The sequence below is a fragment of the Stappia sp. MMSF_3263 genome (assembly GCF_030733745.1).
Taxonomy (GTDB): Bacteria; Pseudomonadota; Alphaproteobacteria; order Rhizobiales; family Stappiaceae; genus Stappia.
In genome coordinates, this window is sequence record NZ_JASHIK010000041.1 from 1 (window position 1) to 14,782 (window position 14,782).

Consider the following 14,782-nt stretch of genomic DNA (forward strand, 5'->3'; position numbering starts at 1 on the left):
CTCCGGCCCGGTCTTTTGTTGGGTCAACTTGCTGCGTTCGCGCCCGGTCGGGGACCAGCCGCTGATCAGGCCTTGCTGCCGGCGCTCTGATCGAAAAACAGCGCCTGACTGATCAGGGCTTTCACCATGTCGGGATTGAACGGTTTCGTGATCAGGAACGCCGGTTCCGGACGTTCGCCGGTCAGAAGCCGTTCGGGGAAGGCGGTGATGAAGATCACCGGTATGTCGTCGTTCTTGAGAATCTCGTTGACGGCGTCGATCCCGGAACTTCCGTCGGCCAGCTGAATGTCGGCGAGAACCAGCTTTGGCTGAGTCTTGCCGAAGAGGTCGACAGCCTCCGTGCGGGTACGGGCGATGCCTGCCACCTGATGACCCAGTTCCTTGACGATATGCTCGATATCCATCGCGATCAGCGGTTCGTCCTCGATGATGAGGATGTCGGTGGCGATTTGGTTGGAGATGCTGCGCGAGGCTTCGCGGAGAAGCTCGTCGATCTCGTCCGTCGAAACATCCAGGATCTCGGCCGCTTCTTCGCTTGCAAACCCTTCGACAGAGGTGAGCAGGAACGCCTGACGCGCTTGCGAGGGCAGCATGGCCAGGTTCGCGCTGGCGCGCTTTTCCCAGGCGAAGGGGGAGGGGATATCGCTTATCTCGACCCGGGTGGAGCCGTAGACCGAGGCAAGGACCTTGTAGATCGAAACGCGGTCGTTCCCTGTTTCGGGAAAGCTCGAGACATCCGCTATCAGGGCTTCCAGAGCTGCCGCGACATAGGCATCGCCGGACTTCTGTGACCCTGTGACCGCCCTTGCGTATCGCCGCAAATACGGGAGATGAGACGCAATGCGGGTGGAAAGTGACATGTGTGTCTCCCTGTTCACCTTTGGCGGTATTCAACAACAAGGCAACGCCCGGGAGAACCGAAAGTTCCCTCGGTGGGTGATTTTTTGAGTTAAGCCCTGTAACCTGGAATAGGCAAACGAACCGGGCACGCTATCGATGAACGGATTCAAGAAAACCGCGGCAGGGAGCACGCCGCATCCAGGCAAGCACTCAACGGTCAGCCATGAGCAGATCACGGAGAAGCTGCGCGAATTCTACGATTCCGTCCAGGACGAGGGCATTCCCGACAGGTTCCTGGAGCTTCTGGAGCGACTTGACGAGGCGGAGAAAAAAGTCTCCGGATCCGACGGGAAATGAGTGAAGCTCCCTCGTCTCCGGATCCGGAGTTCAAGCGTGCCCTGCTTGCGCAATTGCCGGCCTTGCGCGCCTTTGCGGTCTCTCTTTGCGGCAGAAGCGACCTTGCCGATGATCTCGTTCAGGATGCGATCCTGCGGGCATGGGCCAACCAGCACACATTCACGCTCGGCACGAACATGAAGGCCTGGCTGTTCCGCATCCTGCGAAACGGATTTTACAGCCGGGCCCGGAAGGCCGGGCGGGAAATTTCGGACAGGGACGGGCAACTGACCGAAAGGCTTGCGGTCGGTCCCGGACAATATGCTTCGCTTGCCTTTCAGGATTTCCGCCGTGCGCTGGAGGCGTTGCCGAGCGACCAACGCGAGGCGGTCGTTCTCGTCGGCGCGTCCGGTTTTTCCTATGAGGAGGCTGCCGATATCTGTGACTGTGCTGTCGGGACGGTAAAGAGCCGGGTCAACCGGGCTCGTGCCCGACTGCGTGAACTGCTGACACTTGCTGAAGGCGATATGCCGGCGCCGGACATGCCTACGCCCGCGGCCTGAGGAGCGGCGACCTCAGTCGTGGTCGCGATTCCTGGCCGCGAGGAGCAAAGCCAGACCGCCGGCAACGGCCAGGCCGAGCCCGGCCCGTGAGCGCGTCAGCGAGGGCAGCACGGAAAGCGCGAGCGTGGCAAGCAGCGCTTGACTGCCCTCACGTTTCCGCTCTCGCCGCCGTTCCAGCGAGTTGACGAGAGACAGCGCCGCCACCAGCAGCGCGGCGATCGCCAGCTGCGCCGCGGCAATGGCAAGCGCCGCGTTGACGGCGCCCAGCAGCGTGGAGAGGTAAAGTCCCACGGCGGCAAGCACGGCAGCGTATGTCCCCAGCAGCAAGACGCCAGCCAGCAGACAAATCAGGGCCGACCGGCGCCCCCTGCGCAGAACCGCGCCGAAATCCGTGCCAAGGGCCGAGGCCAGAAGTGGCACAAGGCGCAGCATCGGTCAGCGCCGCGCAAGAAGAGCAATGAGAAAGCCGATGCCGGCGGCGATGCCGAGCGACTGCAGTGGTTTCTCGCGAACCTGCGTCGTCAGCGAACGCTCCAGCTTGTTGAGCTCCTCGGTCAGGCTGTCGAGCGTCTGCTGGGAGGCATTCGCGATGTTCTTGCCTGCCTTGTTCGCCCGGTCCTTGTACTCGCCGGTCTTGTCGGTGCCATAGCGCGTGATCGACTCCGCAAGGGCCGAAATGTCGCCGCGAAGGCGTTCGATGTTCTGCTCGATCGTCGCCGCGTGCTCTTCCGAGCGCGCATTGGAACCGGAAGTCGTGTTGCGGGTAGCGGCAGCGGTGCTGGCCATCTTGAACCTCCTTGATTGGGTAAGGGAACAACGCGCCATGCGCGGAATCGTTCCAGGAAACTTTCGGGTCCGTCGTGTCAGGACCGGAACAAGCGAAAACGCCGGCCGAGCGGCCGGCGTCTTCGTCGAGGAGCGGGATGTTACTGGGCGATGTTTGCATCCGGCTCGGCCTCGGCGGCCTTGCCCGAATATTCCGGCAGCGCCTCGAGCTGCTCCTGCGTGTAGTCGGTATAGATATGCAGGGCGTCGTTCTCGTCCTTCTTGATCTCCAGCGTGGTCACGTCGATTGCGACCGGCTTGGCGCCGATTCCAAGGAACCCGCCCACGTCGAGAATGAAGGCCTCGACCATGCCGTCCCTGGACACGATCACATCATTGACCTCACCGAGGTTCTCGTCCTGAGCACCGTAGACCGGCGTACCGATCAGCTCGTCGGCGCTGGCGACCGATGCCTCGGCCAGGATATCCCGGTCCCTGGTGTCGGACTGCATTGCGGTATCGTCCGACTGCATCGCGGGATCCTGCGCATCGGCGGACTTGTCCAGCGGAACCGCGGGAGCGGTCGGAGCAGCTCCCGTTGCCTCACCCGAGGCGGTAGGCTGCTCGGTTCCGGACGACGACGAGGTCATCCGGTTGTCGGCCATCACGCTCCTGTCGCGAGAAATCTCGGCCGTGTTCTCCGGCATGAGGACCGTGCGATCGAAGGCGGGAGCGGTTTCCAGCTCTTCCTGGGTGGCACTGATCGTCAACCAGCGCTCACCGTCCCGCTCGACCCAGCTGATACGCTCGAAGTCGATTGCAACGTCCTTCTCCCCGATGCCGAGGAAGCCACCGACGCCAACGACAACGGCCTCGGCGTCGCCGGTCTGCGACAGGACGACGTCGTTGACCTCGCCAATCGCCTCGGCTTCTCCGCTGGCCCCGTTGTACAGGGATTTGCCGATAAGCGAGGTCGCCAGGATCTGGGACTGCGAGGCGGCGAAGTAGCCGTTTTCGCTCTGCATCGGTTGCGTGTCGGACTGGATGGAGAACACGGCGTCACCCGAGCCCGCCTCGGCCCGGCCGTCCGTCTTCATTGTGTCGCTCGCCAGTGCGCCGGTGGTCAGGGCGGCGGCGAGGGCGGTGGTCGTCAGAAGTGTGCGGATCATGTCATGATCTCCCGATGTGTATTCGTCATTCATCAATGCATCCGCGCAGTACATGTGTTCGTATGCGCAGTTCATGCTGTTGATGTCAGGTCAACCACCTGGCGCTGGAAAAGTTCCGGGATTTTTTCAATTGTTCATGGACAGCCTGCATGAGCGCTCCGCCGAGGTGGCGCTCGCGGTTTATTTGATAGGCCGGATCCGGGGAAAGGGCCGGGGCCCCGGTCGTCGGCGTGGGCCTTGCGACAGTGGGAGCAGGCGAAGCATGCCGCATGTCGAAGGTGTTCCGGCCGGGCAGAGTATGTCTGCATGGCCATGCGGGCGTCGATGCCCCCTGTCCGGGACGGCTTGCCGAGGATCGCGGGACTTGAATTTGGTCAGGCAATTTTCAATCGAACCAAATTGAGCTTGAGACGTTCTTCAATGGACAGCGCATGGCGTTCCGCATGCCTGCAATATCGATCTTGCGAATAAATCAGAGTGACTGCGAGTTGAAGCAAGTTTCTCTGATTTTGTACGAAATTCGCCGAAAGATCCTGAATTGACGATAAGGAGAAAACGATGTTTGCCTGGGCTCTGACGTTTCTGGTCATCGCGTTGATCGCGGCGTTTCTTGGTTTCGGCGGCGTGGCCGGCACCGCAATCGGGATCGCCAAGCTGATTTTCGTGGTCGCGCTGGTGCTTTTCGTCGTTTCGGTGATTTACGGCCTGATCAGCGGCCGTCGCCCGCCGACGGTCTGACAGCCAAACCTGTCTCTTCAAGACAATGCGCCGCGGTCGACCCCATCGCCCGCGGTGCTTTTTTTGACCGGCTCGAACGCAAGCGCGCCGAGCCGGTCAGATCGACGGGCTCCCGACCTGATCGCGCGTCTCCGGCTGCCGGGTCGCCGGTATCTCCAGTCGTGTCGTGTTGCCTTCCAGCGTGCAGGATGCGGAGAGTTGACGAAGATAGGCACGAACAAGGCGTGCTCGTAGCGGCGCCTCTCCCTCCACGTCGTCAAGCACTTCCTCGATTCCGCTCGCCCCCGAAATCAGGAGGGAGATTGTCTCCCCTCCCTCTATCTCGATATCGAGCCTCTCACCGTTTTGCAGGCTGTCGAAACGCTGCGGCAGCAGTTCGGCAAGGATGAATGCCAACGGGATTGCCCGGTCGAGGTCGATGGACGAGTTGCTTGTCTCACTGAAAAGAATTTGGACTTTGCCTTGTGAGACCATCGCAGGTCCCCTCAGCGATTCCACCACGTCCCGAACCAGGGCCTCTATGGCGACGTCCGTCCCATCGTTCGAGGCATAGGAGATCCTGTACGCGGCAGAGATGGACAGAACCCGCTCCAGGGCGACGCGCAGGACGGCTTTCTCGTTGTCCTGCGTTGCGTCGCGCCGCTGCATCGCCACGAGGCTGGTGATCATCTGCAAGGTGTTCTTGATCCGGTGGTGCAGTTCGCGGCTGAGCCGCTGCTGTTCGCCGAGAGCTTCCTCCAGGTCGCGTGCCCGATGGTCGATACGGTCGGCCATCATGTCGAACGTTATTCCAAGCAGGCTTATCTCGGGTGGAGCGGCGACCAGTTCGCCGACGCGTGCCTTGGTGTCGCCGGCCCCGTATCTGCGGAAGGTCGCGTAGATGTGGTTGAGATAGCGCAAAAGGAACCGCTGGATGCCGTAGCGCAGCACGACGAACACGATAGCGAGAAGCAGGAGGGGAGGCACGAGGGCACTGGTGATGCTGAGCCAGGGCTCAAGCAGTGTCGCCGTCGGTTGGCTGGCGGTGACGACGCGGTATTGCGTGCCGGGCAGAGCGGCGGAGCCGATATACCATCCGTTGTCGGTCTCCGTGAACGATCCGGCTGGCCAGTTCACCCGCGTGAGACTGCCGACAGCATCCAGAAAGGCTCGCTGATAGTTGGTGTCATAAGTGTGAGAGGCGAGGACGGTGCCAGCTTCGTCAACAAGGGCAAACCCGATATTGCTGGAGATGGTGGCCGCGATCGGCGCCGTGAGAAGCGTCTGTGGGCGCAGGCCGATCCCTATGCGCAGGCCGGTTGCTTCATTGACGCGGGAGACAGCGATCGCGGTACTGGCAGGCGCGTGCGCCGCGCCTGTCGGGAGCGGCGTGATTTTGCCCTCGCTCAGGACAACCTTGCACAGCCGTTCCCCACTGCGGGCAATGTCCAGTTCGACCGCCTCGATCAGTTCCTCGCGCATGGAGGCGAACAGATCTTCACAATCTCCCAGGCTGGCGGAGGGAATGGCGGCAAGTGCGCCTGCATACCCTTCCGCGCGTGCCATCACCTTGGCGCTCGACTGGCCGATCAGGCGCGCATAGTCGATGAAGCGGGCGTGTTCTTCGTCCGCGCGGCGCAGATGGTCCGAATAGGACAACAGGAAGGCAAGGGCGGCGAGTGGCACCAGTGCCGCCGCGATATGGCCGAACAGTCGGCGATCAAGCCTTGTGCTTGTCGGGGGCAATCTATTCCATGGCACTGAGCTTTACCGTTGACACCGAGGACATCGAAACCGCTGCCTGGAGGGACTGGTCGGGCCCGTACTCCCCGGCAGACACCACACTGAGAATTTCGGCCAGCCTGTTGCGGGCCCGGTTGACGCGACTTTTTACCGTTCCGACCGCGCAACCGCAGATTTCGGCCGCCTCCTCATAGGAGAAGCCGGATGCTCCGACCAGGACAAGCGCTTCACGCTGGTCTTCGGGCAACTGCGCGAGCGCGTCGCGGAAATCCTCGAAGTCGAGATGAGCGGTCTGGCCCGGATGTTCGGCCAAGGTGTCGGAATACCGGCCGTCCGGGTCCGGCACCTCGCGTTTGGTCTTGCGGCAGCTGGAATAGAACGCGTTGCGCAGAATGACGAAGAGCCAGGCTCTCATGTTGGTGCCGGTCTTGAATCTGCCGATGTTCGCCCACGCCTTCATCAACGCTTCCTGGACGAGGTCATCCGCCCGGTCACGGGTGCCCGTGAGGGAGGTGGCAAAGGCGCGCAGGCTCGGGATGCAGGCCAGCATTTCCTCGCGGGTTTCGACAGGTACGTTCGCCATTAGCGTTTCTCCTGTTCGCGCGGGGAAGCGCTTTGTTCGGCGAGTTGTCTCAACAGGTTCTCGAAGCGGTCAGGCACGGGCTGCGTCAGGATATCCTCATAATAGGCCTTCAAGCGGGTGCCGATGCGCGCGCGAATGTCCCCGTCGGCGCCCGACCGCACTTCTTCTTGCAGGATTTTATGGCTCGGAGTTGCCATGTCAGACATTTCCTTTTCAAGAACAGGCAGGGCCGCGACGAGACAGGTCTTCCCCAAGTGGCTCGCCCGGCTGTCCCGTGTTGCCGGGGTCGGGCACTTCAGGAGCCGGGGGCGGGCAAACCTGAGCCGGCGCCGCTGCCGCAAGGACGGAACGTTCAAGGCAAACGCACCGCGATCGCCTTGGTTCCATCGGCTGGTGATTTTTGTGACGGCCGGGCTGTCGGCGTTATGCGCGTGCCGGCCTTGCTGGTCCCGCGACCAACCAGAGCAGGAAGCCGATGACCGGCAGGAGCAGGATGAGAACCACCCAGATGACCTTGCTGCCGGTGGATGATCCCGATCCGACCGTCTTGACGATGGCGTAAACGTCGAGAACCAGAATGATAAGGCCCAGCAGACCTCCGACCTCGATGCCCATGATCTCGCTCCTCAGGTTTGTGTGCCGCAAGCACGGCCTTCACAAACAGAACGCGACAAGGTTTGTTTGGTTCCACTGGAGGTCCGGCGGAGCGGCATTGGCCAGACAGCCGTGCATCCGCCTGCGGCGGGCACTGCGCCCGCCGCCTGCAGATTCTGCCTAGAACTCGCGCACCAGATGGCCCTCGCCGACGGGGTACATCCGCGAGGCCGGACGCACCCAGTCAAGCGCCCGGACGGGGCTCTTCAACTCGTCGGTGAGAAGGGCGCCGCGCTTGCGTTTCTCGGCCGGGTTGGGGATGGGCACGGCCTCGATCAGCTTCTTCGTGTAAGGATGTTGGGGATTGCGCAAGATCGCGTCCCTCGGGCCGATCTCGACAATCTCGCCGAGCAGCATGACGGCAATGCGATGGCTGACCCGCTCGACCACGGCGATGTCGTGACTGATGAACAGATAGGCGAGCCCCAGTTCCCGCTGCAGGTCGAGCATCAGGTTGATGACCTGCGCCTTGATCGAGGCGTCGAGCGCGGATACGGACTCGTCCGCAACGATCACCTTGGGTTCGAGCGCCAGACTGCGGGCGATGCAGATGCGCTGTCTCTGGCCGCCGGAGAACTCGTGTGGAAACCGCAGCGCGTGCTCCGCCTCCAGCCCGACAAGGTTGAGCAGTTCGCTTACCCGGTCCGGGATCGCCTCGTCGTCCATCAGCCTGTGCACCCGGATCGGTTCGGCGATGGCCGAGCCCACCGCCTGGCGCGGATTGAGCGAGCCGTACGGGTCCTGGAATATCATCTGCAGACGCCTTCGGGCGACCCTGAGTTCCGCGTGGCCGGCCGCCATCAGGTCCTTGCCCTCGAACAGGATTTCCGCGCCGGCCGGCTGCACCAGACGCAGGATCGAGCGGCCTGTTGTCGACTTGCCGCAGCCCGATTCCCCGACAAGAGCCAGTGTCTCGCCTGCCGCGAGCGTCAACGACACGTCCTCGACGGCGTGTACATTGCCCACGGGCCTGTTGAGGAGGCCGCCGCGGATGGTGAAGCGCGTGGTGAGGTTTCTCACCTCGAGAAGCGTCTTGCCACGGGTGTCGGGTTCGTTTTGCGGCTCCGGACCGGCTCCGTCCGCGTCCAGCTTGGGAAACCGGCGCGGGGTCTTGGTGTCGCCGAGCCCGCCGAGCTTCGGCACGGCGCCCAGCAGCATCTTCGTATAGGCATGTCTCGGGGCGGCGAAGAGATCATTGACTGCGGCGTCCTCCACCTTGTCTCCGCGCAACATGACGACCACCCGGTCGGAGATTTCCGCGACCACGCCCATGTCGTGGGTGATGAACATCACCGCCATCCCGATCTCTTTCTGGAGCTCGCGGACGAGTTCAAGGATCTGCGCCTGAATGGTGACGTCGAGAGCCGTCGTCGGCTCGTCGGCGATCAGCAGCTTCGGCTGGCAGGCAAGTGCCATCGAGATCATGGCGCGCTGGCGCATACCGCCTGAGAAGCTGTGCGGGTACTCGCCAAGCCGCCGCTTGGCATCGGGAATGCGTACCAGGTCGAAAAGCCGCAAGACCTCCGCCTCGGCGGCGGCCGCGTCCATGCCCCGGTGTCGTCGCAGCACCTCGGCGATCTGGAAACCGATCTTGAGCACCGGATTGAGGCTGGTCATCGGTTCCTGGAAGATCATGCCGATGTCGCCGCCACGCACGTCCCGCATCGCCTCTTCATCGAGGCCGAGAAGGTCGGTGCCCGCGAGCCGCACCGATCCCTCGATCCTGCTGCTGCCGGGTTGGAGCAGCCGCATGATCGACAGCGCGGTGACGGATTTGCCCGAGCCGCTCTCGCCGACGATGGCGACCGTCTCGCCCTTGTCGATGGTGAAGTCGAGATCGCGGACGACCGGCTGCCATTTTTTGTCGACGCGGAACGACGTGGTCAGGCCGTCGACCGTGAGGATGGGTTCGGTCATTCTTCCCCCTTCAGGCGCGGGTCGACCGCGTCTCGCAGGCCGTCGCCCAGCAGGTTGAGCGAAAACACGACGATCAGGATTGCCAGCGACGGGAACAGCGCCAGCCAGAAGCTGTCCAGGATGTTCTCGAAGCCTTCGCGGATCATTCCGCCCCAGGTTGCCGTTGGCGGGTTGACGCCAAGGCCGATGAAGGCGAGCGAGGCCTCGACGCGGATGGCGGTGGCCAGCCACAGCGATCCCATCACCAGCACTTCCGGTGCGATATTGGGCAGGATGTGGCGAAACATCAGCCGGATATGCGAGTAGCCGAGCGCGTGTCCCGCCTCGATGAACTCCCGGTTCTTGATGGATATCGTCGGCGCGCGCGCGATCCGCGAGAAGGGCGGGATCGCCGTGAGCGAGATGGCGATCACCAGATTGGTGATCGAAGGCCCCAGCATGGCGACGACGATGAGGCCGAGGATCAGCGAGGGGAACGCCAGCAGCACGTCCATCACCTGCATGATGAGGAGATCGGTTCGGCCGCCGAAGTATCCGGCGACCATGCCGATCAGCGTGCCGATGATCATCGCCGAACCGATGGCGAGCAGGCCGATCACCAGCGAGATGCGGGCACCCCACAGGATCCGTGACAGCGTGTCCCGGCCATAGTAGTCGGTGCCGAACCAGTGGGCCTCGGACGGCGGCTTCAGCCGGTAGAGGATGTTCTGGTCGAGTGGATCGTAGGGGGCGATCACCGGTGCGAGGATGGCCAGCAGCGCCACCACCACGAAGATGGCAAGGCCCACCCACGAGGTCTTGTTGGCGTTGAAGGCGTTGAACACGCCCCGGCCGACGGTCGCCAGGGCGAGGCGGTAATAGGTCATGCGTGACGGGCGCCTTGCCGTCACGGCGGTCTGGGGCGTCGTCATGCGTATTTGATCCTCGGGTCGATGAGGCCGTAGGTCAGGTCGGTGACCAGGTTTACGAGCACGACGATGAGCGTGTAGATCACCATCATTCCCTGCAGCATCGTGTAGTCGCGCTGGTTGAGCGCGCCGACGATGAGCTTTCCGAGGCCGGGACGGTTGAAGACGATTTCCGTAAGCACGGAATTGCCGATGAGAATGCCGAGATAGAGCCCCACCACGGTGACCACCGGGATGAGTGCGTTCCTCAGGCAGTGCCGCCAGACGATGACGGCGAAGGCGAGCCCCTTGGCCCGGGCTGTGCGAACGTAGTCCTGGTTCAGCACCTCCAGCATGGCCGACCGGGTCACGCGGGTGATGTAGGCGGCCATGATCAGGCCCAGGTTGATCGCGGGGAGCGCCAGGTCGCGCAGCCGGTCGCCGAGCCCGTCACCCTGCCCGGAACTGATCACCGGGAACCAGCGCAACTGGATCGCGAACAGCAGCAGGAGAAGCACGGCCGAAACGAAAGCGGGAAAGGAGAGGCCCAGCAGCGAGCCGATGCGGGCGAGATAGTCCGGCAGCTTGTTGCGCCGCACCGCCGACCATACGCCCGTCGGCAGGCCGACGGCGATGCCCAGGACGAGAGAGGCAAGCGTCAGCTCGATCGTTGCCGGCAGAACCTTGAGGATCTCCTCGATCACGGGCCGGCCGGACACCATGGAAACGCCCCAGTCACCGACGAGGACGCCGGCGAGAAACTCGACATATTGCTGGTAGAGCGGCACGTCGAGGCCGAGCCGGACGCGCAGGGCGGCAAGTGCCGATGCGCTCGCCTGGTCGCCGAGAATGGCCATGGCCGGGTCGCCGGGGAGCACCCGCACGATAAAGAACACGATGGTCAGCACGGCAAACAGCGTGATCGCCGCGAAGCCGAGCCGCTTGAGGATGAAAGCCGTCATGCAAAGGCACCTCCGTCGCTCGCGCCGGACTGGGCCGCGGAGGCGGCGGCCGGAGCAGCGGATGAGAGCAGCCCTCTTTGCCAGCCGGGACGGCTATCGCAGAGGACCGCGTCGTCACTTGCCGGGAGGCCGGTAAAGGGCCTCCCGGTGCGGAGTGGGTGTTATTCCGAGAACGACGCTGCCTCGGTCACCGGCGGGCTGAGGTTCAGCGACCCGTTGACCTCGACGCCGAGGTCGAGCGTGTCCTTCCAGGCCCACAGCTGCATGCTCTGTACGATCGGCACGGCGCAGACCTCTTCCATGATCTTGCGCTGGGCGGTGGCCCAGTACTCGATCTGCTTTTCGGCATTGCCCTCGGTCCGGGCCGCCTCGATCTCCGCATCGGCAACGGCGCAATGGGAGAAGTTGGTGATCGCCGTCGGAGTGCCGACAATCGCATCCGAGTGGAAAAACTGGCTGAGATACACGTCGGCGACCGGGAACCGGGCGGCCGCGTAATGCGTCACCTGGCTCATGTCCTTGCGGATCTGCTCGTGGAAGGTGGCGTGCTCGACGGTCTCGATCTCGAGATTGATATCGGCCTCGCGCAACAGCGCCTGCAGGGCCTCCATTGTCGACAGCATGCCCGGCAGGGTCGTGTGGATCGCCTTGATCGTCACTCCGTCCGGATGGCCAGCTTCCGTCAGAAGCGCCTTGGCCTTCTCGAGCGAGTACTCGTAGTTCGGCACGTCCGCGGTGAAGCCGAGATGGCCTTCCGGCACCGGGGAGATCGCGGCGAGGGTCACGTCCGGCCCCTTGAACTGGACCATCGCATCACGGTTGATCGCATGGGCGACGGCCTTGCGCACGCGCACGTCGTCGAGCGGCGGCATCGTCATGTTGAGATGGATGACGGACATTTCGCCCGGCTTCATCACCACCACCTTGGTACCCGGTACCTGCTTGATGCGCTCGACCCAGGTCTGCTCCTGCTTGCCGTAGATCATGTCGATCTCGCCGGACTGGAAGGCAAGATCACGCGAGGCATCGGAAGGGATGTAGCGGTAGTAGATTTCCTTGATCTTCGGCTCGCCGCGGAAATATTCCGGGTTGGCGACCAGTTTCACGAACTGCTGCGGCTGATACTCGGCGAACATGAAGGGGCCGGTGCCGATCGGGGTGCGCTGGTATTCCTCGCCAAGCGCCTCGACGGCGTCTTTGCAAACGATGTTGCCGCCGTGATACGGCACCAGGAGACCGAGCAGGCTGGGCACTTTTTCCTTCAGCTTGACGGTGACCTCCAGCGGCCCGCTGGCCTCGATGCTGTCGATCGCGCTGTAGTCCTTGGCGAAGGCGGAGATATCCGGATTCGAGGAGCGCTTTAGAGAGTACGCGACGTCCTCGGCATCGAGCTTGCCGTAGTCGCCGTGGCATTCCACGTCGTCACGCAGCGAGAACACCCAGGTCAGGCCGTCCTCGGAACTGGTCCAGCTCTTGGCGATGTCGGGCTCGATGAATTCCGGGCTGGCCTCGCCGGGCTTGATGCGCACAAGACCGTTGAACATCCAGTGCAGCAGCCCCTTGTCGGGTGTCGAGGTGGCCACATGCGGGTCCAGCTTGCCGGCATCGGCGCTGCCCATGCCGACATTCAGTGTCGTTCCGGCAGCAAAGGCGTTGCTTGCCGCCAATATGGCTGCGAGTGCAATTCCCGTCCTGATCTTCATGTTCTCATCCTCTGGTCGTGGTCTTGTTTTTTGTTGAAGCCCTCGTTCACGCTGCTCCTACAACGTGTCTTCCAGCCGGCAATTCACCAGCATTTCCGCCATGGCTGCCGTGTTCGGCAGGGCCAGCGCCAGGGCGGTTATCTCGGCAAAGTCCGCAGGGTCGATCATCTTCTCCCGGGAGACCTTGGTGACCCCGTCGGTCAGGTCGGTGGCGACGAAGCTCGGACAGACGGCGGTGGCGCGCACGCCGTGATCCCAACCGATGCGGCGGGTGCCGTGGGTCAGCGCCATGACCGCGTGTTTCGTCATATTGTAGGCAATATTCTCGTTGCGCACGCGCTTTCCCGAAAGCGAGGCGACATTGATGACGCGGCCGGAGCCCGACGCCTTCAGATGCGGCATGCAGATCCGTGTCATGAAAAGCGGACCCTTGACGTTGATCGCCCACAGCGCGTCCAGATCCGCCTCCTCGCCTTCCTCGATGGAGAACGTGTTGGAGGTGCCGGCATTGTTGACGAGGCCGTCCAGGCGGCCGAAGCGGGCAAGGGTCTTGTCCAGCCAGGACTGGTGCGTGCCGCGGTCGGCGGCGTCGTAGCGACAGGCAACAAATCGGTTCTGCGGTGCTTCCGCCAGCGCCTCCCGCAAGGACTGCGGATCGCGTGCCCCTGCGCTCACGCTGTAGCCCTTTTCCAGCAGCTTGCGCGCGATCGCGAGGCCGATCCCGCGGTTTGCTCCCGATACCATCACGACGCGACCTTTGGGACTGAGCAAGGCGGTCTCCTTCAACCGTGCAGGGTGAGCGGGGCGGGTGCGGCCGTGCCGCGTGCGAACCGATCGAAGCGAAAACTGTCGATCGGGTGGCCGGGGGGCTTGCCCAGCACGAGCCGGGCGGCGATCGGGCCGGTTACCGGGCCGATGCCGAAGCCGTGCCCTGAAAACCCCGCGGCGACGACGATATTGGCAAGGCCGGGGACGCGGCCGATCACCGGCAGGGCGTCCGGCGTCAGGTCGAGCGCACCGGCCCACACGCCGGCGAGTTCCAGCTCGGCAAAGCCGGGCAGCACGTTGGACACCTTGTCGATGGTCTCGCGCACACCGCGCATGCGTGGGCGAATGGTCGGCCGGTCGTCGGTCGTGACGATCTCGCCCGGCCAGTCTTCCGCCCCGCTGGTCACCCGCATGCGCCCCGAGATTTCCTGCCGGGCCGCCATGTCGGCGTTGGCGACGCCGAGGACCGGCGTGAGCAGCGGCGCGCAGGGTGCGCTGCGAAGCACGGTCACCATCGGTCTGCGGAGCGGGATTTCCTGGCCGAGCGGGCCGAGCAGGTCATTGACGAGGAAGCCGGCGGCGATGAGCACCGCGCCGGGGGAGAGAGTTCTGCGGTCGGTCACGACCCGCACGATGTTCTCGCCCTCCCTTTCCAGATGCAGCACTTTCTCGCCGAACGAGAGGCGCGCGCCCAGTGCTTCCGCGCGGCGGGCATAGGCCTCGACCGTTGCCACCGGGTCCGCATGCCCGTCGGTCGGGCAAAAGGAGGCGGCGAGCACCTTGTCGGATAGGGCCGGGGCGATTTCGTGCACTCCCCGCAGGTCGGGGAGGAAGTCGAGCGGCAGGCCGGCTGCGGTCTGGCTGGCAACCAGCGCGCGGAGGGTGTCGATCTCGCTCTCGTTGCGGGCAAGGCGCAGGTTGCCCGAGCGCCGGTATCCGGTTGTCGTTCCGAGCAATTCGTCGAGGCCGGCCCAGATCTCCACCGCGGCACGCGCCAGCGGCAGTTCCGCCGGATGCCGGCCCGACTGGCGCACACCTGCAAGCGTCCATCCGGATGCCATCGCCGCCGGACCGTAGCTATCGATAACCTCCACCCGCGCCCCGCTGCCGACCAGTTCGAGTGCCGCCGAGGTGCCGGTGATACCGGCGCCAATGACAAGCACGTCGGGGGTCGG

17 protein-coding genes are annotated in these 14,782 nt (G+C 63.7%); 3 read left to right on the forward strand and 14 right to left on the reverse strand.

Translation table 11 applies throughout. The features are described from left to right. Window positions 1–65: 65 nt before the first annotated feature. Window positions 66–860, reverse strand: coding sequence for a response regulator (locus RBB46_RS22855; protein ID WP_306031380.1), 795 nt, complete (start codon window positions 858–860; stop codon window positions 66–68). A 136-nt stretch (window positions 861–996) separates the two neighbouring features. On the opposite strand from RBB46_RS22855, the gene RBB46_RS22860 reads away from it, so the two are divergent. Together RBB46_RS22860 and RBB46_RS22865 are read left to right on the forward strand one after the other, a co-directional pair. Beyond that, a complete protein-coding gene (locus tag RBB46_RS22860) occupies window positions 997–1,197 on the forward strand; it encodes a NepR family anti-sigma factor (RefSeq protein ID WP_306031381.1) in 201 nt (66 codons plus the stop codon). After that, window positions 1,194–1,739, forward strand: coding sequence for a sigma-70 family RNA polymerase sigma factor (locus RBB46_RS22865; protein WP_306031382.1), 546 nt, complete (start codon window positions 1,194–1,196; stop codon window positions 1,737–1,739). The genes RBB46_RS22860 and RBB46_RS22865 overlap by 4 nt, the downstream gene beginning before the upstream one ends. A 12-nt stretch (window positions 1,740–1,751) precedes the next feature. Here the strand turns inward: RBB46_RS22865 and RBB46_RS22870 are convergent, their stop codons facing one another. The 3 genes from RBB46_RS22870 to RBB46_RS22880 all read right to left on the reverse strand — a co-directional run bounded on the left by RBB46_RS22870 (window position 1,752) and on the right by RBB46_RS22880 (window position 3,673). Next, window positions 1,752–2,171: a hypothetical protein gene (locus tag RBB46_RS22870; protein ID WP_306031383.1), complete on the reverse strand. Its 420-nt coding sequence runs from the start codon at window positions 2,169–2,171 to the stop codon at window positions 1,752–1,754. 3 nt (window positions 2,172–2,174) lie between these two features. Further along, window positions 2,175–2,525, reverse strand: coding sequence for a YqjD family protein (locus RBB46_RS22875; protein ID WP_306031384.1), 351 nt, complete (start codon window positions 2,523–2,525; stop codon window positions 2,175–2,177). A 140-nt stretch (window positions 2,526–2,665) separates the two neighbouring features. Continuing rightward, on the reverse strand, window positions 2,666–3,673 hold the full coding sequence (locus RBB46_RS22880; protein WP_306031385.1) for a PRC-barrel domain-containing protein: 1,008 nt from the start codon (window positions 3,671–3,673) through the stop codon (window positions 2,666–2,668). Window positions 3,674–4,231: 558 nt separating this feature from the next. Here RBB46_RS22880 and RBB46_RS22885 point away from each other — a divergent pair. After that, window positions 4,232–4,411 (forward strand): DUF1328 domain-containing protein, encoded by a 180-nt coding sequence (locus RBB46_RS22885; RefSeq protein ID WP_306031386.1) that lies wholly within the window; start codon window positions 4,232–4,234, stop codon window positions 4,409–4,411. A 96-nt stretch (window positions 4,412–4,507) separates the two neighbouring features. Here RBB46_RS22885 and RBB46_RS22890 read toward each other — a convergent pair whose 3' ends face one another. The 10 genes from RBB46_RS22890 to RBB46_RS22935 all read right to left on the reverse strand — a co-directional run. After that, window positions 4,508–6,076 (reverse strand): sensor histidine kinase, encoded by a 1,569-nt coding sequence (locus tag RBB46_RS22890; RefSeq protein WP_306031387.1) that lies wholly within the window; start codon window positions 6,074–6,076, stop codon window positions 4,508–4,510. A 61-nt stretch (window positions 6,077–6,137) separates the two neighbouring features. Further along, entirely contained in the window at window positions 6,138–6,716 is a 579-nt protein-coding gene (locus RBB46_RS22895) for a sigma-70 family RNA polymerase sigma factor (RefSeq protein WP_306031388.1), read from the reverse strand. Continuing rightward, window positions 6,716–6,913 carry a NepR family anti-sigma factor gene (locus tag RBB46_RS22900; protein WP_306031389.1) on the reverse strand — a complete coding sequence of 66 codons (198 nt, stop codon included), beginning with the start codon at window positions 6,911–6,913 and terminating at the stop codon, window positions 6,716–6,718. Before RBB46_RS22900 ends, RBB46_RS22895 begins: the two co-directional genes overlap by 1 nt. A gap of 226 nt (window positions 6,914–7,139) precedes the next feature. Beyond that, window positions 7,140–7,331, reverse strand: coding sequence for a PLD nuclease N-terminal domain-containing protein (locus RBB46_RS22905; RefSeq protein ID WP_306031390.1), 192 nt, complete (start codon window positions 7,329–7,331; stop codon window positions 7,140–7,142). A gap of 159 nt (window positions 7,332–7,490) precedes the next feature. Beyond that, window positions 7,491–9,287, reverse strand: a complete 1,797-nt coding sequence (locus RBB46_RS22910; RefSeq protein ID WP_306031391.1) for an ABC transporter ATP-binding protein — start codon at window positions 9,285–9,287, stop codon at window positions 7,491–7,493. Further along, on the reverse strand, window positions 9,284–10,198 hold the full coding sequence (locus RBB46_RS22915) for an ABC transporter permease (RefSeq protein WP_306031392.1): 915 nt from the start codon (window positions 10,196–10,198) through the stop codon (window positions 9,284–9,286). Before RBB46_RS22915 ends, RBB46_RS22910 begins: the two co-directional genes overlap by 4 nt. Next, window positions 10,195–11,136: an ABC transporter permease gene (locus tag RBB46_RS22920; protein WP_306031393.1), complete on the reverse strand. Its 942-nt coding sequence runs from the start codon at window positions 11,134–11,136 to the stop codon at window positions 10,195–10,197. The genes RBB46_RS22915 and RBB46_RS22920 overlap by 4 nt, the downstream gene beginning before the upstream one ends. A gap of 161 nt (window positions 11,137–11,297) precedes the next feature. Next, entirely contained in the window at window positions 11,298–12,839 is a 1,542-nt protein-coding gene (locus tag RBB46_RS22925; protein WP_306031394.1) for an ABC transporter substrate-binding protein, read from the reverse strand. Between the two features lie 57 nt (window positions 12,840–12,896). Further along, the gene (locus RBB46_RS22930; RefSeq protein WP_306031395.1) at window positions 12,897–13,610 is read right to left on the reverse strand and encodes an SDR family NAD(P)-dependent oxidoreductase; all 714 of its coding nucleotides are present in this window, start codon (window positions 13,608–13,610) and stop codon (window positions 12,897–12,899) included. A gap of 11 nt (window positions 13,611–13,621) precedes the next feature. Further along, a partial coding sequence (locus RBB46_RS22935; protein WP_306031396.1) for an FAD-binding oxidoreductase occupies window positions 13,622–14,782 on the reverse strand: 1,161 nt, incomplete at its 5' end.

Coding starts and splice junctions, on each gene's coding strand:
- RBB46_RS22895 (WP_306031388.1), bottom strand. CDS start 6,716: ATGGCGAACGTACCTGTCGAAACCCGCGAGGAAATGCTGGCCTGCATC.
- RBB46_RS22900 (WP_306031389.1), bottom strand. CDS start 6,913: ATGGCAACTCCGAGCCATAAAATCCTGCAAGAAGAAGTGCGGTCGGGC.
- RBB46_RS22915 (WP_306031392.1), bottom strand. CDS start 10,198: ATGACGACGCCCCAGACCGCCGTGACGGCAAGGCGCCCGTCACGCATG.
- RBB46_RS22875 (WP_306031384.1), bottom strand. CDS start 2,525: ATGGCCAGCACCGCTGCCGCTACCCGCAACACGACTTCCGGTTCCAAT.
- RBB46_RS22905 (WP_306031390.1), bottom strand. CDS start 7,331: ATGGGCATCGAGGTCGGAGGTCTGCTGGGCCTTATCATTCTGGTTCTC.
- RBB46_RS22860 (WP_306031381.1), top strand. CDS start 997: ATGAACGGATTCAAGAAAACCGCGGCAGGGAGCACGCCGCATCCAGGC.
- RBB46_RS22885 (WP_306031386.1), top strand. CDS start 4,232: ATGTTTGCCTGGGCTCTGACGTTTCTGGTCATCGCGTTGATCGCGGCG.
- RBB46_RS22865 (WP_306031382.1), top strand. CDS start 1,194: ATGAGTGAAGCTCCCTCGTCTCCGGATCCGGAGTTCAAGCGTGCCCTG.
- RBB46_RS22855 (WP_306031380.1), bottom strand. CDS start 860: ATGTCACTTTCCACCCGCATTGCGTCTCATCTCCCGTATTTGCGGCGA.
- RBB46_RS22880 (WP_306031385.1), bottom strand. CDS start 3,673: ATGATCCGCACACTTCTGACGACCACCGCCCTCGCCGCCGCCCTGACC.
- RBB46_RS22910 (WP_306031391.1), bottom strand. CDS start 9,287: ATGACCGAACCCATCCTCACGGTCGACGGCCTGACCACGTCGTTCCGC.
- RBB46_RS22920 (WP_306031393.1), bottom strand. CDS start 11,136: ATGACGGCTTTCATCCTCAAGCGGCTCGGCTTCGCGGCGATCACGCTG.
- RBB46_RS22870 (WP_306031383.1), bottom strand. CDS start 2,171: ATGCTGCGCCTTGTGCCACTTCTGGCCTCGGCCCTTGGCACGGATTTC.
- RBB46_RS22925 (WP_306031394.1), bottom strand. CDS start 12,839: ATGAAGATCAGGACGGGAATTGCACTCGCAGCCATATTGGCGGCAAGC.